Origin of the sequence: Cobetia sp. L2A1 (genome assembly GCF_009796845.1) — a bacterium.
Taxonomy (GTDB): Bacteria; Pseudomonadota; Gammaproteobacteria; order Pseudomonadales; family Halomonadaceae; genus Cobetia.
On record NZ_CP047025.1, the window covers coordinates 1,811,628 to 1,836,168 of the forward strand.

At 56.2% G+C, this 24,541-nt stretch carries 15 protein-coding genes and 1 pseudogene; 6 read left to right on the plus strand and 10 right to left on the minus strand.

Going from position 1 to position 24,541, the window contains the following annotated elements:
* Nucleotides 1-353: 353 nt before the first annotated feature.
* From GQR90_RS17620 to GQR90_RS07925, 3 genes and pseudogenes are all read left to right on the plus strand, one after another.
* Nucleotides 354-1,282 (plus strand): annotated as a pseudogene (locus GQR90_RS17620) (IS30 family transposase).
* A gap of 278 nt (nucleotides 1,283-1,560) precedes the next feature.
* Nucleotides 1,561-2,640 (plus strand): HNH endonuclease, encoded by a 1,080-nt coding sequence (locus GQR90_RS07920; protein WP_158773625.1) that lies wholly within the window; start codon nucleotides 1,561-1,563, stop codon nucleotides 2,638-2,640.
* A gap of 497 nt (nucleotides 2,641-3,137) precedes the next feature.
* A complete protein-coding gene (locus GQR90_RS07925) occupies nucleotides 3,138-4,007 on the plus strand; it encodes a DUF2971 domain-containing protein (protein ID WP_158773626.1) in 870 nt (289 codons plus the stop codon).
* Between the two features lie 224 nt (nucleotides 4,008-4,231).
* Here GQR90_RS07925 and GQR90_RS07930 read toward each other — a convergent pair whose 3' ends face one another.
* The 4 genes from GQR90_RS07930 to GQR90_RS07945 form a co-directional block, all read right to left on the minus strand.
* Complete coding sequence (locus GQR90_RS07930; protein WP_158773627.1) at nucleotides 4,232-4,489, minus strand: hypothetical protein; 258 nt, start codon at nucleotides 4,487-4,489, stop codon at nucleotides 4,232-4,234.
* Between the two features lie 281 nt (nucleotides 4,490-4,770).
* Nucleotides 4,771-6,018 carry a TauD/TfdA family dioxygenase gene (locus tag GQR90_RS07935; RefSeq protein WP_158773628.1) on the minus strand — a complete coding sequence of 416 codons (1,248 nt, stop codon included), beginning with the start codon at nucleotides 6,016-6,018 and terminating at the stop codon, nucleotides 4,771-4,773.
* Nucleotides 6,019-6,259: 241 nt separating this feature from the next.
* Nucleotides 6,260-7,255, minus strand: coding sequence for a GlxA family transcriptional regulator (locus GQR90_RS07940; protein WP_233266484.1), 996 nt, complete (start codon nucleotides 7,253-7,255; stop codon nucleotides 6,260-6,262).
* Between the two features lie 84 nt (nucleotides 7,256-7,339).
* Nucleotides 7,340-8,725: a bifunctional diguanylate cyclase/phosphodiesterase gene (locus tag GQR90_RS07945; RefSeq protein ID WP_158773629.1), complete on the minus strand. Its 1,386-nt coding sequence runs from the start codon at nucleotides 8,723-8,725 to the stop codon at nucleotides 7,340-7,342.
* Between the two features lie 167 nt (nucleotides 8,726-8,892).
* On the opposite strand from GQR90_RS07945, the gene GQR90_RS07950 reads away from it, so the two are divergent.
* The 3 genes from GQR90_RS07950 to GQR90_RS07960 all read left to right on the plus strand — a co-directional run bounded on the left by GQR90_RS07950 (nucleotide 8,893) and on the right by GQR90_RS07960 (nucleotide 15,840).
* On the plus strand, nucleotides 8,893-11,415 hold the full coding sequence (locus tag GQR90_RS07950) for a DNA polymerase II (protein WP_233266485.1): 2,523 nt from the start codon (nucleotides 8,893-8,895) through the stop codon (nucleotides 11,413-11,415).
* 217 nt (nucleotides 11,416-11,632) lie between these two features.
* The gene (locus GQR90_RS07955) at nucleotides 11,633-13,351 is read left to right on the plus strand and encodes a multidrug ABC transporter permease/ATP-binding protein (RefSeq protein ID WP_158773630.1); all 1,719 of its coding nucleotides are present in this window, start codon (nucleotides 11,633-11,635) and stop codon (nucleotides 13,349-13,351) included.
* Between the two features lie 464 nt (nucleotides 13,352-13,815).
* Nucleotides 13,816-15,840 carry a TonB-dependent siderophore receptor gene (locus GQR90_RS07960; protein ID WP_158773631.1) on the plus strand — a complete coding sequence of 675 codons (2,025 nt, stop codon included), beginning with the start codon at nucleotides 13,816-13,818 and terminating at the stop codon, nucleotides 15,838-15,840.
* An 88-nt stretch (nucleotides 15,841-15,928) separates the two neighbouring features.
* Here GQR90_RS07960 and GQR90_RS07965 read toward each other — a convergent pair whose 3' ends face one another.
* The 6 genes from GQR90_RS07965 to GQR90_RS07990 all read right to left on the minus strand — a co-directional run bounded on the left by GQR90_RS07965 (nucleotide 15,929) and on the right by GQR90_RS07990 (nucleotide 24,540).
* A complete protein-coding gene (locus GQR90_RS07965; RefSeq protein WP_158773632.1) occupies nucleotides 15,929-17,113 on the minus strand; it encodes a DUF1513 domain-containing protein in 1,185 nt (394 codons plus the stop codon).
* A 6-nt stretch (nucleotides 17,114-17,119) separates the two neighbouring features.
* Nucleotides 17,120-18,259: an imelysin family protein gene (locus GQR90_RS07970; protein ID WP_158773633.1), complete on the minus strand. Its 1,140-nt coding sequence runs from the start codon at nucleotides 18,257-18,259 to the stop codon at nucleotides 17,120-17,122.
* Nucleotides 18,260-18,358: 99 nt separating this feature from the next.
* On the minus strand, nucleotides 18,359-19,867 hold the full coding sequence (locus GQR90_RS07975; RefSeq protein WP_233266486.1) for a di-heme oxidoreductase family protein: 1,509 nt from the start codon (nucleotides 19,865-19,867) through the stop codon (nucleotides 18,359-18,361).
* 181 nt (nucleotides 19,868-20,048) lie between these two features.
* The gene (locus GQR90_RS07980) at nucleotides 20,049-21,362 is read right to left on the minus strand and encodes an imelysin family protein (protein ID WP_158773634.1); all 1,314 of its coding nucleotides are present in this window, start codon (nucleotides 21,360-21,362) and stop codon (nucleotides 20,049-20,051) included.
* A gap of 428 nt (nucleotides 21,363-21,790) precedes the next feature.
* Nucleotides 21,791-23,428 (minus strand): ABC transporter ATP-binding protein, encoded by a 1,638-nt coding sequence (locus GQR90_RS07985; protein WP_158773635.1) that lies wholly within the window; start codon nucleotides 23,426-23,428, stop codon nucleotides 21,791-21,793.
* Entirely contained in the window at nucleotides 23,425-24,540 is a 1,116-nt protein-coding gene (locus GQR90_RS07990; protein ID WP_158773636.1) for an ABC transporter permease, read from the minus strand. Before GQR90_RS07990 ends, GQR90_RS07985 begins: the two co-directional genes overlap by 4 nt.
* Between the last annotated feature and the right edge of the window lies 1 nt (nucleotide 24,541).

Consider the following 24,541-nt stretch of genomic DNA (forward strand, 5'->3'; position numbering starts at 1 on the left):
CGAGTAGTGAATTTATTGTTCCTTCAGCTTGTGGCCGGGCGTAGTATAAACGGATGACCATACAATTATATAACACTTCTCGCTTGAAAAACTAGCATGCGATTTATACCTTCTAATACTCGAAGAAAAAGAGAGTAAAAATTGGACTTCAGGGATATTAGTCATAACAGCAAAAAACTAACTATTCACCTGGATTCATAGAATAACCGCAGCACTTTGGACCGCACGGTAGAGGCAGGAGGGCCAGCGCCGGTACCCTTCTCGGCTAACCGACCAAAGTGAAGCAGAGTATGGAATACCGACAGCTGACTCAGACCCAACGATACCAGATCCACGCCCGTTATGACTTGGGCATGAGCCAGCGCCAGATCGGCAGGGAGCTGAACCTCCACAGCAGCATGATCAGCCGTGAAATTCGCCTTAACGCCACCGCTGATGGCTATGATCCCGAGCAGCCTCAGACATTCAGTGATCATCGGCGCCGCACTGCTACCAAATGGACAAAGCGCCTTCCAGGCATGATGGCCGCCGTTGCCGGTCGGCTACGTGAGGAGTGGAGCCCGCAGCAAATCAGTGGCTTCATGGCGCCCTTGGCCGGCGTTAGTGTCAGTCATCAATGGATCGACTCCTTGATCTGGGACGACAAGGCACGGGGTGGTGGCCTTTGGCGGCATCTCCGTCAGCCCAAACGCCGCAATAAGCACTGCACGCACGCCAAGAGTGCCGGGTTGGGTAAGATCCCCAACCAAGTCGGTATCGAGCACCGCCCAGATGAGATTGATGACCGGCGCTTCATCGGCCACTGGGAGGGCGACACCGTGATACAGGGCCACAAGCAATCAGGCCTGGTCACGCTGGTCGAGCGTCGCAGTGGCTATTGACTGGCGGCACGACTGCCCAAGATCTCGGCCGAGTGACGCAAGCAACCATGATCCGCTTGTTGAAGCCGCGTCGGGGAGCGGTCCAGACGATCACACTGGACAATGACTCGGAATTCGCTGGCCACGAAGCGGTGGCCAAGGCCGTGACGGCGGCGATGTACTTCTGCGATCCCTACTGCTCTGGACATTGTGGGACCAACGAGAATACGAATGGCCTGATACGGCAGTACCTCCCCAAAGGAACGGATTTCCGCCAGGTCAGCAATGCAGAGCTACGCAAGGTGGTCGAAAAGCTGAATGACCGTCCTCGAAAGCGACTCGGCTACCGGACACCGGCGCAGGTGTGTCTAGGGGAATACTCAGGAGGCCTGAATACCGCAGGTGCTGCGCTTATTGCTTGAATTCAGGTCACAAAGCAATAAGCGAGCCGCACTTTAAAGAAAAGACAGTTCTGTTGCAAGCACATGGAACTATGTTGATTTATGGCTGAAGTGAGCAGGAAAGCATCATGCTCGTTTTCTATGGAATCAAGCTTATAGTTTTTATGATGCGACATTGCTTCTTTTAAAAGTATCAGTGTCTGATTTATCGAAATTACGCAATTAGATTGTCAAGCTGCCCTTTGAATATAAGTTATAATTTTAGGTTATTATGTTTTCAATTAATATCGGAGTTGGATATGAGTGATAAAGAGAATAAGTATGGTTTAAAGCGTTATGTGCCTTCTGATATTCGAGCGAAAATAAGAAGGGATGCTGGGTTTGGATGTGTTATTTGTGGATGTGTGCTTGTTGACTATGAGCATATTGATCCTGAATTTAGTCAGGCGAAAGAGCACAATCCTGAAAAAATGACTCTGCTTTGCATATCTTGTCATGGGAGGGTTTCAAGAAAGATAATATCCAAAAGAGCCGTTTGGGAAGCCAAGAATAACCCTAGATCACTACATGATGGCTTTGTACACGATCTCTTGTTTGTCAATACTGAAGAAATGGAGATCAAGATCGGAAACTCATCGTCGAAGAGTACGAAGATAATACTAACTATATGTGGAAAACCTATCATATGGTTTGAGCCTCCTTTCGAGGACGGAGAGCCTAGTAAGTTATGCGCCATTTTTTATGATGAAAATGGGAAAGCAATTTCTTACGTAAATCGCAACCAATTTACTGCGCTCTCAACTAACCAGGATGTTTGGAGCAAGTCCACAAAGCTATCAATAACCTCAAATGATGTCAGATGCTTAGTCATGGATAGGGAAGGAGATAGTGTACTTCACATTTCAAAAATGCAGGGAAAATATTTAGATACGTCAGTTACAATAGATAGTCAAGATAGATTAATAATGACTCAAGGTGTCTCAACATTAACTATCGGTGCGCTTCGGGTCGAGAACTGTGGTTCTGCTATTGTTCTTGGTGATATACCAGCGATAGCGAAGTATAATAAATTGTCTCTGGCGGTTTCGATTGCGTATAATTATGGCGCTAAAGCCGTTTTAGATCTAAAGAATAAGTTTGCTGGCTGGATTGTTAATGGGGAAATTTTTAATCGAAAGTATGAGCTGGTAGGGTTCATGAGGGCAAAGAAAGTTTATAGTATCGCTAACGAGTTTATAGGCTCCTTGAATGGATCATATATTGCTCATATGGATGATTGCTATGAAAATGGAGAGCCCATTTTCGTATCGCCAGAAAACATGGAGTTTAAGCGTAACAATCCCAGCATAGGATATGATGTTAGCTTTAGGCTGTTATGATGAGTAATTTGGAAAAGCCATCAGTTTGGCCCCTGAGCTGCACTATGGCGGCATTACATCAGCCTTATCTGAACGTGCGACAGATATAGGCGTCTTAACGCTTGCGTAGGCAGCTTGCCGGCGATCTGCGCTGAAGACAAGTAGCGCCGAAGGAGATGCTCGACAAGGCTGAACCGCTTGCTATCAATGGAGAGCTTTCGCCTGTGCCAGCGCCGACACTTAAGTCGTGACGTGCTACTACTACTCGGTTCTCGATCCCTGAATCATTAATTCGGCTAAAAATTCGCGGCTAACAGTGGAGGATAACAACCAAGCATTGTGCTTTGTCTCGAAGCCTCAAGCTGTGTGAGAGATAAACCTAGGTAGTGGCTCTATCGTTGACGTTGAATTCTTAGTATGACACGAAATCAGTACATTAGAGAAAAGCCTTGGTGCTGCACTCAGAAGCTGTGGCCAAATTGTTATTAAGTTTTTAATTATATATTATAGAGGTGTCTATGCTTTTTCATTACACAAGTTTAAATGGCCTTTTAGGCATTATAGATAGCAATAGTATATGGGCTAGTCATACTGATTATCTTAATGATTCTATTGAAATTCAGCATGCATTAAGGCTTCTTGAGTCATTTTCACGCAATATTTACATGGAAGACGACTATCTTTCTTCATTTGGCTGGGCTGTCGGGCAAGGTATTCGTAATATGGTCCGTGCAACGGAGTATATTTGTAGTTTTAGTAGGGAGGCTGATTTACTTAGTCAGTGGAGAGGATACTGCCCTAAAGGGTCAGGAGTATGCCTTGGTTTTGATGAAAAAATAATTCGTGATTACTGTAATGCTAATGGCTTTGTTTTTTCTAAATGCTTATATAATGAAAATGAGCAAAAGGAAGATATAAAGAAGATATTAAATGACTGCTATCAGAGTTTCCCGAAGCCTTTAATTTCAAGGGATGAATATAACTCTCTTGAAGTGGAAAAACAATGTGAGTATGACGCTTGTTATAGGGAGCATTTAACTATCGGTTTAGGTAAGAAAGAAGCTGATTTTGCTATAGAGAAGTTGTGTAAAGAGATCCAGGAGTATGCTCCATTGATTAAGGACGGCGGATTTTATGAAGAAAATGAGTGGCGTGTAGTAGTAAGTAATCCTAAGGGAAAGATCTCTTACCGCGTAGTAGACTCTTACTTAGTGCCTTATATGAATATATCATTTCTTGAAAACAGTAAGGATGCGCTAAAAAAAATAGTTATTGGGCCCAATCCTAATGCGCAAAAGTGTGCAGCCTCTATAAAGTTGGCCCTTAAATCTAAAGGGTTTATGAATACACAAGTTGAAATATCTTCAATCCCCTTTAATAATTGGTGACAAGAGGTTTATGTTTAATGATGCTCCTACTATTTTCTCTATGCAGTTCAAAGTTAAGCTATAGGAGGTTGTTAAGATAAAATATAGAGGTTATCTATATCGTAATTGTTATGGTCTATGCTGACGCAATATGTTTGTTTGCGAAATGCTTGGCTTTATCCTACTCCAACTACTCTGCATACATAGTCTTACATCTACTATATCTACGCTCAAGTGCCCATGTTTCAGCATTGATAGCGTGAATAATGTTGCTTTAGTCCTCCTAATCCCTGGACCGGAATCAGGGCACCGACAGGCATTACCTGAGCCATGACAATGATCAGCAGGGTGCCACCGCCAACCCCCACGGCAGCCGAGAGAGCAGAGGTCAGCGCTGCAAACAGGATCAAGGTCAGCGTGACAGGGGGAGACAGGGGAGACGCATACAGTGACCATGAATTCAGGTGGTCCAGCAGCAGAGACAGCTGTGATATCTCAGGCATGATGCGCGTCTTCTCGGCAGGAGTCTGGCGGTCTTCAGCAGTCGGCATCAAGGCAAGAGCTGCCACCATGCTGAGCTGAGATTGAATAGGCGGCTAAGGATACACTGGCAGTGAAGAACTTCCCAAGCGATGGTGCCGAGAATCTTTTCCTGACAACAGAACACCCCATCTCAGGGAGACTGAGATGGGGTGTTCTGTTGTCACTGGTTCACTGTGCTTGCGAGCATGGCATCACGCCAGTGCCCTTGCACAGGTGTCCTCATACAAGGCATGGCGCCTTGTCACGCAAGTGATTCGCTGTCAGCGCGGACGTCATACTGCTCCGTGACCCGCTGGGTACGTTCATCACGCTTGAGCATGCGATAGCGTGAGCGCACCTCGTCACGTTCCAGGTAGCAGCCTTGCAACCAGCGGCTGCCACTCTCGCCTTCAAAGGCATCACGTGCATGCAACAGGCGGCGATTGTCAAAGATGACCATGTCACCTGGAGTATAAGTGAAGCGCATGGCAAAGCGCGGTTCACGCAGCATGCGCTGAAGCGTCATGAGTGCTTCATAGGCAGTTTCGGTCTGATCGAAGGGTGCCATCATCGGGCCACGCAGGAAATCGGCGATCCGCACTTCCAGCAGCTCTCCCGCTTGACCCAGTACGATCATCGGGGAATACCAGACATGGTCGGTATTGCGCGAGGTGTTTGCATAGCGCCAATGTATCGTGGTGAGCGTCGCGTAAGCTTCAGGATGCTCTTCCTTCATGGCGGTGGCGATGGCAAAGCCATCCATCATGACCGCCATGCCGCCTTCCACGCTGTTCTCGATGCAGTACAGGCACTGCAGACCCGGCTGATATTCACGTGTCGGCAAGTCGACATGCGGCGGCAGCGCGATGGAGGTATAGGCGTTGGAATCCGGGTTCTGAATGGCGCGCACGTTGAAAAGATGCCCGAAGTTGGTCGAACGGATCGAACCGATACGCTCGGCGACCTTTTCGATGGCGCCTTCTTCTGCTGGCAGGTTACGCAGGCGTACCAATCCCTTGCCGAGCAGCTCATGCAGCGTCGGATTCAGGATGGCAGCCTCTTCCTTGCTACCGTGTTCAGCACCGGCCAGTGTTGCGGCATCGATGGTGGGTGGCTGCTGGAGTTGATCGCCATTCCAGAGAGATACCGGGGGAAGTTCCGATGGCAGCGACTGTTGATTGTCATAGTCATTGGCGCGCAGGAACCCCGGATGGAAGCGCAGACGACGATCTTCCGGCGTGAACAGCACCGACAGTGCCCCCTCGTCATCAATGCTGGCTTCGGCGATCTCCGGCCAGGCGGGAATCAGGGAAAGATCCAGAATCCGCTCACGAGTCGCCGGGTTGATCGTGGAGTCATCGGCAGCATTCTCACGCAGCCAGACGCTGTGAAAACGGCTGACACGGCCATCGCTCCAGGTCACGCTGAGTTGGCGCGCCTCATGGCTTACGTCTTCCAGGGTTTCGTCGATCGGCCAGCTATCGTAATCCGGTGTCATGGGCAGTGACATGCTGAGCTCCTTCCTGTCGTGTATGAATATCTCATGCACATGGTGGCAGCTCTCGCGGATAATTATTGTGCCTGATTCGACGTGCACTATGCTCAATTCGACATCTTGAGTCAATTGCCTGGTGCTTGATTACATCAGGCATGAACCCATCAGGCATGGGCACATCGGACATGGGCACATCGGACTTGAGAGATGAGGGAACCCTTTGACGCGATGATCAACGTTGCCTGCCAATCGACGTTCAATTCCTGCTACGTGGCGACTGGCAACGTGCCTGTGATGGCGTGATGCCGAAGCGTTTGCGAAAGGCACGCGTGAAGCTTGAATGCGAGGTGAATCCGCAGGCCAGAGCAATGTCCGTGATGGCGTGGCGTGTATCCTGGATCAGGCTTCGCGCATGGAGCAGGCGGCGTTCACCGTGGTAAGCCTGTGGAGTACAGCCCAATCCCTGATGAAAGCGTCGCTCAAGCTGGCGCCAGGAAAGGCCCAGCTCCTTTGCCAGCTCGCCGATGCGCAGCGGTGTCTCAAGGCCGTTTTCCATGCGTGTGATGGCCCGCCTCAGCAGGGGGTCTGCAAGATCGGCGGATTGCTGGCTGAAGCCACGCTGGCGACTGGCGGGCAGACGGCCCTGATCGAGAATCAACTGTTCCCGCACGGCGCGATACATGGCCTGGCCGTGTTGACGCCGAATCAGCTCCAGACTCATGTCGAGCGGCGCGCTGCCCCCGGCGCAATAGAAGCCATCCTCATTGATCTCGTAGAGGGATTCCACGGCATCCACATCATCGAAGCGACCACTGAATTCGGGCAGGCTTTCCCAGTGCAGGGTGACGGTCTTGCCGCTGAGCAGGCCTGCGCGAGCTAATATGAAGCAGCCCGTATCAATGCCGCCTATCTGGCAGTCAGTGCGTGACAGGACGTTCAGCCATTCCAGTGTGGCGTCTTCAAGCCGTGCTTCGGGGGCAAAGCTTGAGCAGACAACAAGGCTGTCCATGCCATGCAGGTCTTTCAATGACGTGTCGACAGGCAATGTCATGCCATTGGAGGCTTTCACGGCAGCGCCTTCCTGACTGGCCAGCGTCCATTGATATAGACGCTTTCCGCTCAACCGGTTCGCGATTCTCAGCGGCTCTATCATCGAGAACAAGGCAACCATGGCAAAGCCGGGAATCAACAGGATTCCCGTATGCAGTGAGACATTGGCTTGAGCAGGGCCGGGGGGAGGGGGTCGGTACATCACGCATCGCTTATCAGCCAAAAGACAGATCGCACCTTAGCCGGTTAATCGGCAAGGTGCGAGTCTGCTTGTGACCGCAAGGAGTCACAGCATCTTGAGGCAGTTGCGCCCAGCTTCCTTGGCGGCATACATGGCTTCGTCTGATCGGGCAATCAATGCATCACGCGACGATACATCTTCTGGAGTTGCCACCGTCAGGCCGATGCTCAGCGAGATGGGGAGTATGCGGCCGTTGTGTACGATCTGACTGTCTTTCACGGCTTGGCGCGATAGATTGATGCGGGTCGCGGCATCACTTGTCAGAGCGTCAGGCAGGATGGCCAGGAATTCCTCGCCGCCCCAGCGAGCCAAGGTGTCAGTAGGCAACAGGAAGTCGTGACTCAAGGTTGCCAGATGCTGGAGAGCCAGATCACCTGCATCGTGGCCATGTTGGTCATTGATCTGTTTGAAATGATCAAAATCCAGCAATGCCACACAGACGGTTCCTGTGCTCTGAGCGAGAGTGGCCAGACATTCATCCAGTACTTTCTGAGCATGACGCCGGTTGGCGAGTCCCGTCAGAGGGTCGGTGATCGCGACCTTCTCGAGTGCCTTGTGTGCCTCTTCCAACGCCTTTATGTCATTGAATCTCGCCACTTCATGGCCTGCCCACAGGGCGATCAACCGCACCAATTCGACATCCTGCTGCGTGAATGGCGCCACGGTATCGGCACTTGAGAAGTTGAAGGTGCCATAGCGCTCACCATCGACGATAACCGGGGCTCCGATATAGGCCTCGAGGTTGAAACTGGCATAGCAGGGATGATGGCGGATGTCGCTCTTGCCCACATTGTGGAACGCTTGAACGCTGTCAGCCTTGTAGACGTGATCACAATAGGTCTCACTGAGCGAAAAGCTCAAGCCGGGTGTCAACAAGTCTTCGGGATGGCAGGCGCGTTGAACAACATATTGATCCCCATCAATTCGGCTGAAAATGCCGATCGGCAATCCGAAGTGCGCACATCCCAGATGCAACAGCGCATCGATGCGGTCATCAAAATCCAGATCTCGAGAGGATGTGATGGCATGCAGGCTGTGAAGTGTCTGCTCTGTAGTGACGCGCCGAGAAACATCACGAATGAGCCCGAACATGAATACGCTGTCACTGTCGGGGTCCTTGATGGGGCCGCCGACGGTCTCACCATAAAAGCTCGCACCGTTCTTGCACAGATAACGAATCACCGTGCCTTCGCTATTCAGTGCCCCCTTTTCATTGAAGCGAAGCGAACCCTGGCGCTTGAATTCATCAGCATTCAGGTAGAGGCGTTGGGTGGGCTGCCCGATGACCTCTTCCAGGGAATAGCCAAAGGTATCCTCTGCGCTGGCATTCATGTAGGTGATATTGCGCTGCGCATCAGCCATCAGAATGATGTTGTCGATCTGGCCCAGCATCTGGCCAAGCAGTTTCTGTATCATGTCAAAGCTGGGCATGGTGTCACTCCTTGTGTCATGCCATATGGCGTTTATCATCACTTCCCATGTGCCAAGAGGGAGAAGTCCTGCCCCTCGCGCTTCATCTTATCGTATGAGATTGAGACAAGTGTTGGTAACTACGTCCTTCAGCGTACGCCTATTCAACGAATTATCGAGGTGTCACTGTGCCTGACGTCTGCAAGACGGGTAGCGAGATTGCTCCGCCGAGCCGTGATGCCACGCCTTGTGATGTGAGGCCAATGACGCATCATGGCTTCCTGCTGACGCGCCATTGGCAGGATACCACCAGCGGAGTGGTGGTCAGCTTCTGGATACGCACTCACGAGGCGGCGATTCATGTGCAGTGTGACCCTCAAGAGGTAGTGGCCTTTCTCCCGGCAGCACAGGAGGAAAAGGCGCGCGGTGTCATCGCTGAGGCATTGCTGACGGAGCGGGAGGTGGCGCTACGCTCACTGACACTGGAAGATTTTCAGCATCGTCCCGTTGTCGGGCTCTATTGCCGGCAGTATCGCGTACTGGGAAAACTGGTACGTCAGCTGAAAGCCCGGGGTGTCGATGTCTACGAAGCCGACGTTCGTCCCCCGGATCGCTTCCTGATGGAGCGCTTCATCACGGCTGGCGTGAGTGTGCAGGGCAGCCATCTCGACAAGGGTGTCATCCTCGGTGCTCGACTCAAACCCTTGAACGATTTCCGGCCACCTTTGCGCTGGGCGTCACTGGATATCGAGACTGACGCCCATGGCAACCTCTATTCCATCGCTCTGGAGGGCTGCGGACAGCGCCAGGTTTATATGCTGGGGCCCGACACTGGTGAGCCCGCAGACGATATCGATTTTTCTCTCGAGTACCTTGCAACACGCCGCGAGCTGCTGGAGTGCTTGAACCGCTGGATCGCACAGCATGATCCCGATGTCATCATTGGCTGGAATCTGATCCAGTTCGACCTACGCATGCTGGTGCGACTCTCCCAGCAGGAGCACTTGCCGCTGACACTGGGGCGTGACGGCAGTGTGATGCAGTGGCGTGCCCATTCACAGCAGCCAGACCATCATTTTGCCGAGATCGCCGGCCGTTGGGTGGTGGATGGCATCGAAGCGCTCAAGTCTGCCACCTGGCACTTTGCATCCTTCAGTCTTGAGAATGTCTCGCGTGAACTGCTCGGGGAAGGCAAGGCGATTGATGATCCCTACGGCCGGCTTGATGAAATTCTGCGCATGTTCGCCGAGGACAAGACGTCACTGGCACGTTACAACCTCAAGGATTGTGAGTTGGTAACGCGTATTTTCAAACAGGCCGGACTGATGGAGTTTCTGCTCGCCCGCGCCCGCGTTACCGGCTTGCCTGCCGATCGCAGTGGTGGCTCGGTTGCGGCTTTCACCCACCTCTACCTCCCTCGCTTGCATCGACAGGGTAAGGTAGCCCCCAACCTTGGCGATATCGTCGGTGAGGACAGCCCCGGCGGTTTCGTGATGGACTCACGGCCTGGCCTTTATGACTCGGTATTGGTGCTCGACTTCAAGAGTCTGTATCCCTCCATCATCCGCACCTTTCTGATTGACCCCCTCGGGTTGATCGAAGGACTGCGCGCACCTGATGATGCGGTGCCGGGTTTTCTCGAGGGTCGCTTTTCCCGCGACACACATTGTTTGCCGGGTATTGTCTCGGAGGTCTGGAAGGCTCGCGATGCCGCGCGCACGTCAGGTGATGCCCCGCTGACACAAGCACTCAAGATCATCATGAACGCCTTCTACGGTGTATTGGGCTCGCGTGGCTGTCGCTTCTTCGATCCCCGTCTGGCGTCTTCCATCACTCGGCGGGGCCATCAGATCATTCAACAGACGGTCGAGCTGATCGAAGCACGTGGCTATACCGTCATCTACGGAGATACCGATTCCACCTTCGTGTGGCTGGGCAAGGCTCATGATGAGGATAGTGCCTGTGCCATCGGACGAGAGTTGGCGGGACATGTCACCGAGTGGTGGCGAGCGCATCTGGCCGAGACACTGGCGCTCGACAGTGTACTGGAGCTGCAGTTCGAGACTCATTACCAGCGCTTTCTCATGCCGACCATTCGAGGTGCGGAAGAGGGCAGCAAGAAACGCTATGCCGGGTTGAGGCAAATCAGTGACACAAAAACGGAGCTGGTGTTCAAGGGACTGGAGTCGGTGCGCTCCGACTGGACTCCGTTGGCCAAGCGCTTTCAGCATGAGCTGTATCGACGCATCTTCGCCAACGAGCCCTACATTGAATACCTCAAGGATTACGTCAGTGCCTATCTGCCACGCCGCTCCTACGGGGCTGACAAGAATGCCGTCGAAGAGGCGGAACACTCACAGGCCCGGGTATCGAGACCGACACAGATGCTTGAGATCGAGCCGCTGGTCTATCGCAAGCGACTCAGACGTCGTCTGGACGATTACCAGCGCAATGTCCCCCCGCACGTGCGTGCCGCGCGGCTGGCGGATGAAGAGAATCAGCGACGGGGTTTGCCCCTGCGCTATCAGAAGGGTGGGTGGATCCGTTACGTGATGACGACGGCAGGCCCGGAGCCAGTCGAGTATCTCCGCTCGCCCATCGACGTGGAGCACTACCTCAGTCGTCAGCTCAAACCTGTGGCCGACGGCATCCTGGCGTTCGTGAATGAGGACTTTGATCGCCTGTTGGATCGTCAATTGACCCTGTGGTGATGCGCTTCAATCCATGGCCATCTCCGACGATGTCTGACGGTATTTTGATGGCATGTTGTTTTTTGAATCTAAATGCTAATCTTTATCAATATTTCTTGCATTAAATTATGCCAGCCGTAAGATCCCCCTTCACTAACTGATGGCGGCCTCTGGCTGCGCTCTTCAACGCGCAGTGGATGTCGCCAGAGGCTTGCATCGTGAGGGGAGTGGCAGGGATTTGACGTTATTGCGGGTAGTCATTGCTCAGTATCGCTGGGCATTCATGGGTGTGATCGTACTGAGCCTGGCGAGCGCCGGACTCGGCATTGGCGTCATCGCCTATATCAATCAGCGGCTGATCGCCCACTCGGGCATGCAGTCCAGCGACTTTGTCGGCGTCTTGCCGGAATTCCTCGTGCTGATCCTTCTGTTGCTGGCCGTGACGCTTGGCGCGCAACTGGCACTGACGACGCTGGGCCATCACTTCGTGCATGGCCTGCGCGGTCGGGTGATCAAACAGATTCTCGATACTGACATCGAGCGACTGGAGCAGCTGGGCAGCGCCAATCTCCTGGCCAGCCTGTCCAGTGATATCCGCAATATCACGCTGGCCTTCGTGCGCCTGCCGGAACTGGTACAGGGCATCGTGCTGACGATCGGCGCGGTGGTCTACCTCGGCTGGCTATCGCCCTGGATGATGCTGGTGACCGCCGCCTGGGTGACGCTGACCATCCTGGGCGGGAGCTGGCTGGTCACTCGGGTCTATCGTCATCTGGCCCAGGTCCGCGAAGCGGAAAGCCGGCTGTATGCCAACTACGAGGCCGTCATCGATGGCCGCAAGGAGCTGGCGCTCAATCGTGCGCGTGCACGTGAGTATTTTGACGGAGACTACAGCGTCAATGCCCGGGACTATCAGCGCCACGTCGTGCGGGCCGATACTTACCATCTGAGTGCAGTCAACTTTTCGAACATCATGATGCTTGGCGCCATCGGTATCGTCTTCTATCTGGCCAATGGACTTGGCTGGGCCTCCAGCAATGTGGCGGCGACCTATTCGTTGACCTTGCTGTTCTTGCGTACGCCATTGATACAGGCGGTGGGGGCACTACCGACCCTGCTTGGCGCGGATGTGGCATTCGGCAAGTTGCGCATGCTGGCGTTGGCTCCGGTACGCGAGGAGTTTGCGGCCGGGTTGCCAACGGCGAACTGTCATACCGCCTCCCGGGTGTCTGCACCCTGGCAGACTCTGAGTCTCAAGGATGTCAGCTTCACCTACGCAGACCAACAAGGGGAGCAGGCCACTCAGGCGGCCGCATTCTCGGTCGGGCCGCTGAATTTGACGCTGTTACGCGGCGAGCTGGTCTTCCTGATTGGTGGTAATGGCAGTGGAAAGTCGACACTGGCCAAGTTGTTGACGGGGCTCTATCGCCCGACATCCGGCGCGTTGCTGCGTGACGGGGATCCCGTGGACGAAGACGAGCGCGAGGCCTGGCGACAGCAATTCTCGGCGGTCTTCACGGACTTTCATCAGTTTGATCGACTGCTGGGCCCGTCGGCTGACTCTGCAGATCCTGCGCTTGTCGAGCAGTGGCTGGGGTATCTGCACATGCGCGAGAAGCTGGTACTTGAGGGTGACCGTGTCATCAATACGGCGCTGTCCCAAGGGCAGCGCAAGCGCCTCGCCCTGTTGATGGCGGTTGCAGAATCCCGAGACATTCTGCTGTTGGACGAATGGGCCGCGGATCAAGACCCGCAGTTCCGCCGTGTCTTCTATCGAGATCTGTTGCCACGCTTACGTGAGATGGGAAAGACCGTCTTTGCCATCAGCCATGATGATCACTACTTCCAGCAGGCGGACCGTCTGTTTGAAATGCGTTCAGGAAAGCTTCAGGAGCTGTCAGGCGCTCAACGTGAGCACATCAGTCGCGATGCCGTGGCTCGGCTGGATGAAGTCTGAGTCCATGACTGTATCAATGCGTCTGTGACATGAACGCCCCTACAGTATTAGCGTCTCTGCAATAACGAGAGCGATGCAAGTGCACGATGCAGCATTGAACACCGTCCGGAGCTCAAGATCGCAGGGAAGCCTCTGGGCGTCGTGAGAGCACGATGGATCTCACGATGATCACTCATGGATGATAATCGTACCGCTCGCCGCTGATGCACCAGGCACCTTATGGGGGCCGCAGAGAATGGTGCCGAACAGAATGACGGCCAGTAGCACGGCAGTCGTGCGCGCTCAATCAGGTAAATACGAATCATCGTGATTGTCATCCCCGTCTGGCTTGAGCGTGCCTTTTAGAGACGCGCCTACGGGGGAAGTGATGACGCGATGAGATTCTCATCTTTGCAAGGGAACACCTCATGTCCAGTCATCCGTCTTACCTCAGCAGCGCCTCCGGCTCGTGCGGCAGACGCTCAATGCAAGACACGCCGCTGTCACGCGCGATTCGACTGTGTATCGCCACGGGGTTGTTGGCTCAGTCACCGATGCTGCTGGCCGCCAATCCTGACGATACCCTGGTCGTGGTCGGCACCGCCTTGAAGGTCGAGGCGCCGCTGGTGGAAACGCCGCGGTCGGTCTCGACCGTCAATCGTGATGAGCTCGATACCCGCAACGTGCAGCAGTTGGATGAAACCTTCCGTTATCGTGCCGGCGTCCTGTCCGGCCACTATGGCTCCGACAACAATACCGACTGGTTCAAGGTGCGCGGCTTTGATCAGTCCACCTATCAGGATGGTCTGCGGATCTATCGTGAGGGCTTCTATCAGTGGCTGCCGGAAACCTACGGGCTGGAGCGTGTCGATCTGTTCAAGGGGCCGTCGTCCATCCTCTACGGTGAGGCGCCTCCCGGAGGTCTGATCAATGCCATCAGCAAGCGTCCGACAGATGAGCCGCAGGCCGAGATTCAGATTCAGGTCGGCAATCGCGGGCTGCGTCAGACAGGCCTGGATACCAGCGGATATCTGAACGATAGCGGCGATGTTCGCTATCGCCTGGTGGGCCTGTACCGTGAGCGCGATGGTGATCTGGACAATACCGACAATGAGCGTTATTACTTCGCGCCCAGCCTGACCTGGGATATCTCGGACGATACTCAATTGACCGTGCTCGCGAGTCTTCAGAAGGATGATGGTGTCCCCACCAATGCCTTCAAGCTGGCCTATGGCACCGTGGATGATACGCCGTTCGGCAAGGTGGACCCGCAGACCAACTACAGTGAGCCGGGTTATGACAAGGATGAGCGCACCCAGTCATCGCTGGGCTACGAACTGCGCCACCGCCTGAACGATACCTGGTCGCTCGAGCAGGATTTTCGCTACAGCCAGCTGGATCTCGACCTGATCAGCAGCTACATCCTCTATCAATCCTCGGCGCGAGAAGGTCAACGCGGCTTGCTGTATCGCGAGGGCACCATCGACAGCTATACCGTCGACAACCGCGCCATCGGCAAATGGTATGGCGAGCGTACCGAGAATACCCTGCTGCTCGGGGTGGATTATCAGAACCTGAGCCTGTCCGGCAAGGAGGCGGATGATTACGCCTTCGGCGACCCGATTGATCTGTTTGACCCGCAATATGGCAATTACACGGCGCTGTCAGATGATCAGATCACGCGTCGAGATATCGACAAGGAGCAGATCGGGCTATATGTGCAGGATCAGCTGCGCATCGATGACAAGTGGGTGTTGCTGGCGGGGGTCCGCTACGACCAGGCGGAGACCGAAAACGTCAATCAGACGACGGGTAGTCGCGAGCGCTCTGACGATGACGAGGTCAGCTGGTCGGGTGGGGTGATGTATCTGACTGACTTCGGCCTCAATCCTTACCTGAGCTATACCGAATCCTTCGAGCCGATCAGCGCCGTCGATGATGGCGGCTCTCTCTATGAGCCGCGTGAAGGTCGCCAGTGGGAGCTGGGAGCCAAGTACCAGCCGGCCGGCTGGGATGGCTATGTCACAGCGGCTGTCTTCGACCTCACTGAGGACAATACTCTCGTCACCACGGGGGGAATCCAGATGCAGGAAGGGGAGCGCCAGTCGCGGGGTTTCGAGCTCGAGATGGTGGGCTACCTGACTGATCACCTCAAGCTGACCTCAGCCTACACCTATACCGATGCTCGCCTGGAAGATGATGTGCGAGCGCCGCTGATTCCGCGCCACCAGGCCTCAAGCTGGCTGGATTACGCCTTCGAAAGCGGCACTCTGGACGGTCTGAGACTCGGTGCTGGGGCGCGGTATGTGGGTGAATCCGTGGATGGCGACACTACCGTCTCGGATTACCTGTTGTTTGATGCGATGGTCGGCTATGACTTCACTCGCGAATTGAGTGCGCAGATCAATGTCAGCAATCTCACCGACAAGGAATACGTCGCCAGCTGCAGTTACTGGTGCTATTACGGTGAGTCACGCAGCATCATCGGCAGCCTGACCTATCGCTTCTGAGTCTGTCTGCGGGAAATGACGACGCCCCGCAGGCCTGTGCCTGTGGGGCGTCGTCATTGGTGGAGCAGATCATCAAGACATCATTCGCTCACATCAGCGCAAGGTGGTTGTCCCAGTGAGTATTGGCGAGGCGAACGGGGCCCAGGGCTGGCAGGCCATCTTCATCGATCAGCAGCCATTCGCCGCGTCCGTTGCTGACCACGAAGCCTGCCGGCGTCTCGTTCGTTGCCGGTACCGCCAGCACGCCAGCACAATCGGCGAAATCCAGCGTCGAATCCAGCTCTCCCGTCTGCAGGTTCCAGAGCGTGATCAGGTTGCCACGTGGTGCGGTCGCGACTGCCAGTTGCCCATCGGGGGTGATGGCGATGCTTGCGATGTACTGCTTGAGCTGCGGGAGATACTCCAGCGGCAAGGGCAGTTCCTCGAGTCCCGTACCGGAAGGGCGCTTCATCACGACCAGCGGCCGCTGGTCGGATGCTGGTCCCTGATACTGATAACCCGCCACGATGGTGCCATCGCGACCCACATCCAGATGGCGCAGCGACAGCTGATGATGTGAAGGGGAATCCTGCCACTGGATCTCGCCGCTCACCCGGTCCAGCAACGTCAGATTGGACTGCATGGTGTCCAGGTTGAGCTTGACCCGGCCAGTCTCCGGACGCGTCAGAATTCCACCATTGGCGATGACCAGCAGCTGGCCATTCGGATGCAGTCGAATCTCGTGCGGCCCAACACCACCACTGTTGAATTCGCCGATGCGCGCGAAGCCGCGATTCACGTCGTAGATGCCGATACGTCCTTCCCCGCGCGCGATCGCATTCTCGGTGGTATACAGCAGGCCGCCATCCGGGCTGAACACGCCGTGCCCATAGAAGTGGCGATCTGGTGCGGCCACGATCCGCGCGATCTGTTCACCGCTGTCGAGGTGGAAGACATTGATTTCCGTCCCCGGACGGCGCGCGAAGATCAGCGCCCAGGGCTTGTCGGGATGACGAGTCGCACCATGAGCGCGTTCCTTGATCGGGCGACGCCAGCGCTCTACGCCTGAGTAGCTGGTGCAACTGGCGTAGTGCTGGCCACTGTCGTCATCGCAGGCCGAGATGGCTACCCCGAGAGGGGCGCGTCCGCGGGCACTGGCAGCATTGTTGCCACCGGCCAACGCCACGCCGCCGGGTAGCCCCATCAGTGGTGCGCAGGCCAATGCCTTCAGCAGTTGTCGGCGCTGTGCCCCGTCTGACATCGAGCGCCGGGGCTGTGTCGAGAAAGTGTTCATCGCTGATCAATCGCCATCCGTGCTGTTGAAGCCGAGCGATAGCCCGAGTGCCGGATTGAGCGTGTCGGCAAAGCCTGCCTGCAACGTTTCGATATGGATCATGGCCTGCTGAAGGTCGCCATTGCGTGGGTCGTCGCGCAGCAGAGCGGCGAGGTCGTTGGGCAGGGCAGCGAAGGCCTCACGGGCATCGACGAAGTCCTGGGTCGTGGAGGCCACCATGCGCGGATCCACCTGGCCATTCAGGTAGCCGTGAATGCCAGACACCTTTTCATTGCCGACCCACAGACGCTCCATCTCTTCCAGCGTCGCGCGAATGTTGGCCAGCCCCATGCCTCCGCGCCAGGACTCCGCTGCATAGGGATTGGCGGTGCCACCATTGTCCAGGCCGATTGGGCGGCGCAGCTTGCGGTCCTTGATGGCTTCCAGCTGAACGGTCATCGCGCGTATCAGTGACAGCACGGCATCTCGTGGGTCACTGAAGCTGCCCTCACCCTTGGCCAGTTGTGGTGCGAACTGCTGCCATTCTTCCAGCAGCGTCCTGCCACTGCCGGCCAGATAAGCAGTATTGGCTATCATAAGCTCGCAACGACGCGTGTCAGTGGTCAGCGGGGTATCTGCGTACTTGGCATCAAACAGCTGATACTCCACACCGCCAAGACCCTGCAAGACGATGGACTGCTCGGCCAGGCTGTCAGCCGTGATGGGGGTATCGGCGGCCAGCAGCGTCTGTGTCTTGCGTGCCACCAGATCCTTCTTGTCCGGCCAGAAGTACAGCTGCCACTGACGCGAGTTCTGCAGGATGGGCCCCATCTCGATCCAGTTGACCTGATTCAATCCGAGCATGGCAGCACGCCAGTTGTTTTTCAGTGTCTCAAGGGAGACGTCGCCTTCCGTCGCGCAGTATTGTCGCGTATGGGTTTCAAGTGTGGTGAGGCGCGCGGCGAGCTGCTGATGAGCCGTCGTCAGCGTGTCCGCCGCGAACTGGCTCACGGCAACAGCGCTGTTCTCGGCAGTGTTCGCTTGAGAAGACGTCGCGACCAAGGCCGTGGACAGCAAGGTCACGCCAGATATCAACAGCATCGCGTTGGAGCGCTTGCGTTGTGGGCGAGTCGCCAGGCGAGAAGCAGTCATCAGATCACGAGACATGAACAGGATTTCCTAAATCAGTGCCGCAGGAGACACGCGGCGATAACAAGATGGACATGGCAAATAGTGCATGCTTATTCGAGTCTGTCGGTATCAGCCTCAAAGTGATTCGAGGAATCGCAGCAGCGCTTCACGTTGATCCGTCGGCAGGGCCACGACAGCATCACGGCTGTCCTGGGCTTCGCCACCATGCCATAACACCGCCTCAAGCAGGGTGCGTGCACGGCCATCATGCAAGAAGCCTGTGGCAGGATTCACCGTCTGGGCAAGGCCGATTCCCCACAGAGGCGGGGTGCGCCATTCGTTGCCGCTAGCCTCGAATTCGTGCCGTTGATCGGATAGCCCATCCCCCATGTCGTGCAGCAACATGTCGCTGTAGGGCCAGATCGTCTGGTCGGCCAATTGTTCGGCTACGCCACTTTGCGGTGTCGTCAGGCGTGGTCGGTGACAGTTGGCACATTCCAGTTCGCGGAACAGTTGCTCACCCGCTCGCACTTCAGGCGTCTCGATATCGCGACGTGTCGGCACGGCCAGATTGCGTGAGTAGAAAGCCACATTATCCATCACATTGTCTTCGACTTCCGTCGTGCCGCCGTTGGGCATCTCGTCGCACTTCTGTACGGGTGTGCAATCAGTGGATCCGACAAGTGTTGAGGTGAGGCCCATATCGCCGGCAAAGGCCTTGGCACTTTGCTGACGAACACTCGGTTGACCGGCCTTCCAGCCAAAACGCCCCTGTACCAGCGCATCATCAGCGATGGACCATACCGTATTGGCTCTGCCACTGATGCCATCGCCATCACTATCCTGTGGATCTGCCCATTCCAGTAGCGTGTCATCGCTGACGGCTTCGAGCAGCCCAAGGCCTACCATGCCGGGGGCAAGGCGAGGTGAGAGGGCGATGGGGCCGGGGTCCCCATAGCCAGGGTCGGCAATGGTGTAGTGGGGCGCGCGCAGGTTGACCTCATGGCCATCGGCCAGGGTCACGCCCCGTTCCTGGTAGTTCACCTGCATGCGACCTTCCACCGGCATGCCAGGTACTGAGGCATTCTGCAGTTGAGTGCCATAGACGGGATGTGGCATCACGCCGCTGATACGACGGAATTCACGCTCCTCATCGCTCCAGCTGTGCGCGGGACTATCCGGCATGCCCAGCCGCAGGAACAGCCCTATCGCTGGATCTCCCGCCACCGGCAGGCTACCGCGGCCATCCTTGACGTGACAGTTCTGACAGGCGTTGGTATTGAACAGAGGACCGAGACCATCGCGTGCCGTGGTGCTGGCGGGTGCGATCACCCACGGGCTCTTGAAGAAGCTGTTGCCGACGCTGAACGACAGGCGTTGATCAAAGCTCATGTTCTTGGCGGGCAGTGAATAGGCATTGGTATCGTGCTTGCGCACGCTGCCTTCACCCCCGCTCTTGGGGGTTTCCTGCAGTGGCAGGCTTGAGAGATAGCTGGCGACTGTCAGCGGCGAGCCAGGAGACTGGCTCGGGTGTGCGCCCCAGGCGGGGGTGGTGGCTATCAGACTGGCAATGGCGATAGCCAGAGACAGACTGCGACAAGGGCTGCTGTCAACCGAAGCATGTGGCGTCATGGTCTTGTGCATCAACATCATGTGTCCTGGCGTGCGCGGTCAGGGGGCTGAATTCAAGGGTGTGGCCCAGTGACCACTTCCTTCAATTAGCAGGCGCGCAATAATTGCGAGTCCGAAACCATCAACGCCCGAGCCCGTCAGATGACAGGCTCGGGCGATCGGCCACGGCGTGTTGCAAGAGGCGCTTTACGGATTAGAACTCGTGATCTGCCGTATCGGCTTTCAGACCGCTGATACCAACCGTGTCAGCGATCTCTTCGATCAGACGCGTCTGGGCGACCAGATCATCGATGCTGGCATTGATGATGGCAGCCCCTTCGGTATTGCCCGGCGCGATCATCTGATCGAACTTCATGCCGTCTTCGGCTTCAGCGGTATCGACCATGACCTGAAGCTGACCCATGGTGGTGTCGAGCGCGTCGTGCATCTTCTGGGCCAGTTCCGGATTGTTGTTGGCGACCAGCTGATGCAGGGACGGGCCCTCGAAGGAACGGCCATCCAGGGTCACGTACTTGCCCTCAAAGACATTCTGAATGCCCTTGGCATTATAGAAGTGCGAGTAGTGGGTGTTGTCCGAGAAGCAATCATGCTCGTCCTCGAAGGAGTTGGCTTCCAGCGCGACCTTCATGCGCTCGCCACCCAGTTCGCCCAGTGACAGGGAGCCCATGCCGAACAGCATTTTCTCGAGGCCTTCGCCTGCTGGAAGTGCCGTCAATTCCGCACGGTAGTTGTCCTTGGCACCTTCAGCCCACTGCCCGACCATGTATTCCAGATCGCTGATCAACAGGTCATTGGCGGCCAGCAGATAGGCACCACGACGGTCGCAGTGCTCCGCCGTGCAGGCATCGCCCTTGGCGAAGTCGCTGGCCGGGCGATTGCCGGCACCTGCCTGGAAGCCGTTGAGGTCCTGGCCCCACAGCAGGAATTCAATCGCGTGATAACCACTGGCGACGTTGGCCTCAAAGCCACCCAGCTCATTCAGGGAGGCCAAAAGCTCTGGCGTGATCTCGGTGGTATCGATCTTGTCGGCACCGATCTGGACACTGTCGCTGGCGATGATGTTGGCGCTGGCGCCCGGGTTGCCCAGTTCTGCCTGGTAGCCGTCACCTTCGACGTAATCGATCAGGCCTTCATCCAGCGGCCAGGCATTCAGCTGGCCTTCCCAGTCATCAACGATGGCATTGCCGAAGCGGAACACTTCGCTCTGCTGATAGGCGACACGCGCCTGCTTCCAGGCAGTGCGAGCGGCGGCCAGCGTTACCTCGGACGGGGCTTCAATCAGGGCAGCGTTGGCGGCACGCAGCGCATTGGCACTGGCGAGTGCGTCGCTGTAGGTGGCGTGGGCCACATTGGCGTATTGGGAGACAACGGCTTCGGCGGTGACATCCTTTGCCTCTGCCTGCTGGTGACCTTCATGGGCGTGAGCAGCACCTGCGAGCAGTGAGACGGAAAGTGCAATCGCGGCGGTGAGCGGCTTACGAGAAGCAAAGCGGAATTGAGCGGTCATGAGGTTCCCTTGGTCAGTCTATTGTTATGCCGTGCGCGTAAAGCCACGTTGCATGGGCTCCAGGTGTGTCGAGAGGTGACGTTCACGTCTGCTGACCTCTCTTCAATTGGCCCAGGATCTCATTGAATCATATTGAGAACCTTTATTATTTGCAATCACCTGTCGAGACTTTTGCAACTCTGAGGTGCGGTAAGTGCAATCCATCTAATGGAAGAATTTTGTAGAGTGATGGCGCCTTTGAGAAGAGAAGACAGTGCTACAAGGATCTGCGCTGAGGTCTGCTATCGTACTGATCGCGTGCTATGCAGGGCATTGGATGAGCATAGAGAAAAGAGGCAAGTTGAAAACAAACGGGCTGGCGCAATGCCAGCCCGTTTCATGTGTCGGGACGTGTCAGAGCCCGTCATTACTCGTTTCGATGCCATACGCTAGATGCTGCGCAATCCCGCTGCCGCAATCAGGGCGCGGGTGTAGTCCTGTTGCGGGTTGCCGAGCACGTCAGCAGTAGTACCGCTTTCGATCAAGCGGCCTTCGCGCAGCACCATTACCCGGTGCGAGAGCGCACGTACCACTGCCAGGTCGTGGCTGATGAACAGATAGCTCAAGCCATGTCGCGCCTGCAGATTTCGCAACAGGGCGATGAGCTGTTTCTGGACGCTACGGTCCAGCGCTGATGTGGGTTCATCCAGCACCAGCAGGCGCGGTTCCAGAATCAAGGCGCGCGCCAGTGCCACGCGCTGACGCTGCCCGCCGGAGAACTCATGGGGGTAGCGATCCGCACAGGCGCTGGGCAACTCAACCTCTTCCAATACTTGAGCGACGCGCTGTCTTACCTCTTGATCAGAGAGTTCCGGCTGATGAAAGCGCAGTCCCTCGCTGATGATGTCGGAGACCGGCATGCGGGGCGATAGTGAGCCGTAGGGGTCCTGGAAAACGATCTGCATCTGGCGGCGTCGCATGCGTAGCGTCTTGCGATCCAGCGTATCGATGCGCTCACGTTCGAGATGGATCTCGCCACGTGCGGACTGCAGTTTCAATAGTGCCAGTGCCAGCGTTGTCTTGCCGGACCCAGACTCTCCCACCACGCCCAGTGTCTCACCTCTGGCAAGCGTCAGATCCAGGGGATGCAGAGCGATGAAGTCGTCCGGGCGCTTCTGAAACAACTTGCGTGTGCGCGAGAAGCGAACTTCCAGCTTGCGCGCCTCGAGCACGGGAGTGGCGGCATCGCTGTCGTTGAGCGCAATGGCACTGCCTTCAGGTTCAGCGGCCAGCAACGCTTGCGTGTACTCCGCACTTGGGTGGTCAAAGACCTGCGCCACCGGCCCTTGCTCGATGCATTCACCGTGACGCATCACGAGCACGCGGTCAGCATGACGACGCACCAGATTGAGGTCATGACTGATGAGCACCATGGCCATGCCCTGATCACGGCGCAGGCTATCCAACAGCGCGAGAATGTCCTGTTGTACGGTGACATCCAGAGCTGTGGTCGGCTCATCGGCAATCAACAGCGGCGGTTGATTGGCCATCGCCATGGCGATCATTATCCGCTGACGCTGGCCGCCAGACAGCTGGTGTGGCCAGGCGTCGATCATTTCTTCCGGGCGCGGCAGTTGCACCTGACTGAGCAGCTCGAGTACTCGTGCGCGAGCCGCATTGCCTGCAAGTCCTTGATGGAGGCGCAGGCTTTCTGAAATCTGCTCACCGACGCGCGTCAGTGGATTGAGTGATGTCATCGGTTCCTGGAAGACGAAGCCGATGCGCCCACCACGTACACGCTGCCATTCCCGGGATGTCAGCGTGGCAAGATCGAGTGTCTTGCCATCGACTCCAGTGAACTCGCGTGTGCCGGTGACATGGGCGTGCCCGGGCAGCAGTCCGAGGCTCGCCAGCAGACTGACAGACTTGCCGGAGCCGGATTCACCGACGATAGCCAGACATTCTCCGCGCTTCACCTCAAGCGACAGACCTTTGACCACCTCGGTCTTGCCGAAGCGGATGCCAAGATTCTCGAGGCGAAGCACGCTGGGTTCAGACCCGGATGTGGTCCACGTTGACTGATTCATGCGTTCTGCTCCCGAGCGCTGACATGACGCGGATCAAAGGCGTCGCGCAGCCCCTCACCGATGAAGACCAGCAGGGTGAGCATGATGCCGAGGCTGAGAAACGCCGTCATGCCAAGCCACGGGGCCTGCAGATTGTTCTTGCCCTGGGCGACCAGCTCTCCCAGTGACGGTGAGCCGGGTGGCAGACCGAAGCCGAGAAAATCCAGTGCGGTCAGCGTGGTGATGGCTCCGGTAAACAGGAAGGGGATGAAGGTGAGCGTTGCGACCATCGCATTGGGCAGTACATGACGCCACATGATCAGTCGCGACGGCAGGCCCATGGCCCGCGCCGCCCGCACGTATTCCAGATTGCGGGCACGCAGGAATTCGGCGCGCACGATATCGACGATGCCCAGCCACGAGAACAGCAGCATGATGCCGGTCAGCCACCAGAGATTCGGCTCGACGATACTGGCCAGGATGATCAGCAGGAACAATACAGGCAAGCCAGACCATATCTCGATAAGACGTTGGCCGACGAGATCGACCTTACCGCCGAAGTAGCCCTGCACGCCACCGATCAGCACGCCCAGCACCATGGATCCTATCGTCAGTACCAGCGCGAAGATGACCGACAGGCGAAAGCCGTAGATCACGCGCGCCAGTACATCGCGGCCCTGATCATCGGTGCCCAGCCAATGGCGGCCATTGGGGGCCGAAGGAGCGGGAGAGCCGAGGTTGAGATCCAAGGTGTCGTAGGAGTAGGGGATCAAGGTATTGAGCATGAAACCCTGCGCACTGATGGCCTCGATCACATAGGGATCGCGGTAGTCGGTGGCCGTTGGAAGAAAGCCGCCGAAGGTCGTCTCGGGATATTCGTGCAGCATGGGCAGGTAGCTCTCGCCCTGATATTCCACCCATAGTGGCTTGTCATTGGCGATCAGCTCTGCGCCGAGTGAAAGCACGAACATCACGCCAAAGATGAGCAGCGACCACCAGGCACGGCGGTTATCGCGAAATGCCGCGATCCGTCGCCGCGTGATGGGGGATAAACGGCCCGTCGAGGCTGGTGCGGCGTGACTGCCGCCATCCTCAAGCTGGCAAGTGGTGTCGGATAGTGTCTCGTGGCGCATC

Bases quoted from the DNA above. Each gene is read 5' to 3' on its own strand.
- GQR90_RS07920 (WP_158773625.1), top strand. From the start codon at position 1,561: ATGAGTGATAAAGAGAATAAGTATGGTTTAAAGCGTTATGTGCCTTCT.
- GQR90_RS07925 (WP_158773626.1), top strand. From the start codon at position 3,138: ATGCTTTTTCATTACACAAGTTTAAATGGCCTTTTAGGCATTATAGAT.
- GQR90_RS07930 (WP_158773627.1), bottom strand. From the start codon at position 4,489: ATGCCTGAGATATCACAGCTGTCTCTGCTGCTGGACCACCTGAATTCA.
- GQR90_RS07935 (WP_158773628.1), bottom strand. From the start codon at position 6,018: ATGTCACTGCCCATGACACCGGATTACGATAGCTGGCCGATCGACGAA.
- GQR90_RS07940 (WP_233266484.1), bottom strand. From the start codon at position 7,255: ATGTACCGACCCCCTCCCCCCGGCCCTGCTCAAGCCAATGTCTCACTG.
- GQR90_RS07945 (WP_158773629.1), bottom strand. From the start codon at position 8,725: ATGCCCAGCTTTGACATGATACAGAAACTGCTTGGCCAGATGCTGGGC.
- GQR90_RS07960 (WP_158773631.1), top strand. From the start codon at position 13,816: ATGCAAGACACGCCGCTGTCACGCGCGATTCGACTGTGTATCGCCACG.
- GQR90_RS07965 (WP_158773632.1), bottom strand. From the start codon at position 17,113: ATGAACACTTTCTCGACACAGCCCCGGCGCTCGATGTCAGACGGGGCA.
- GQR90_RS07970 (WP_158773633.1), bottom strand. From the start codon at position 18,259: ATGTCTCGTGATCTGATGACTGCTTCTCGCCTGGCGACTCGCCCACAA.
- GQR90_RS07975 (WP_233266486.1), bottom strand. From the start codon at position 19,867: ATGCACAAGACCATGACGCCACATGCTTCGGTTGACAGCAGCCCTTGT.
- GQR90_RS07980 (WP_158773634.1), bottom strand. From the start codon at position 21,362: ATGACCGCTCAATTCCGCTTTGCTTCTCGTAAGCCGCTCACCGCCGCG.
- GQR90_RS07985 (WP_158773635.1), bottom strand. From the start codon at position 23,428: ATGAATCAGTCAACGTGGACCACATCCGGGTCTGAACCCAGCGTGCTT.
- GQR90_RS07990 (WP_158773636.1), bottom strand. From the start codon at position 24,540: ATGCGCCACGAGACACTATCCGACACCACTTGCCAGCTTGAGGATGGC.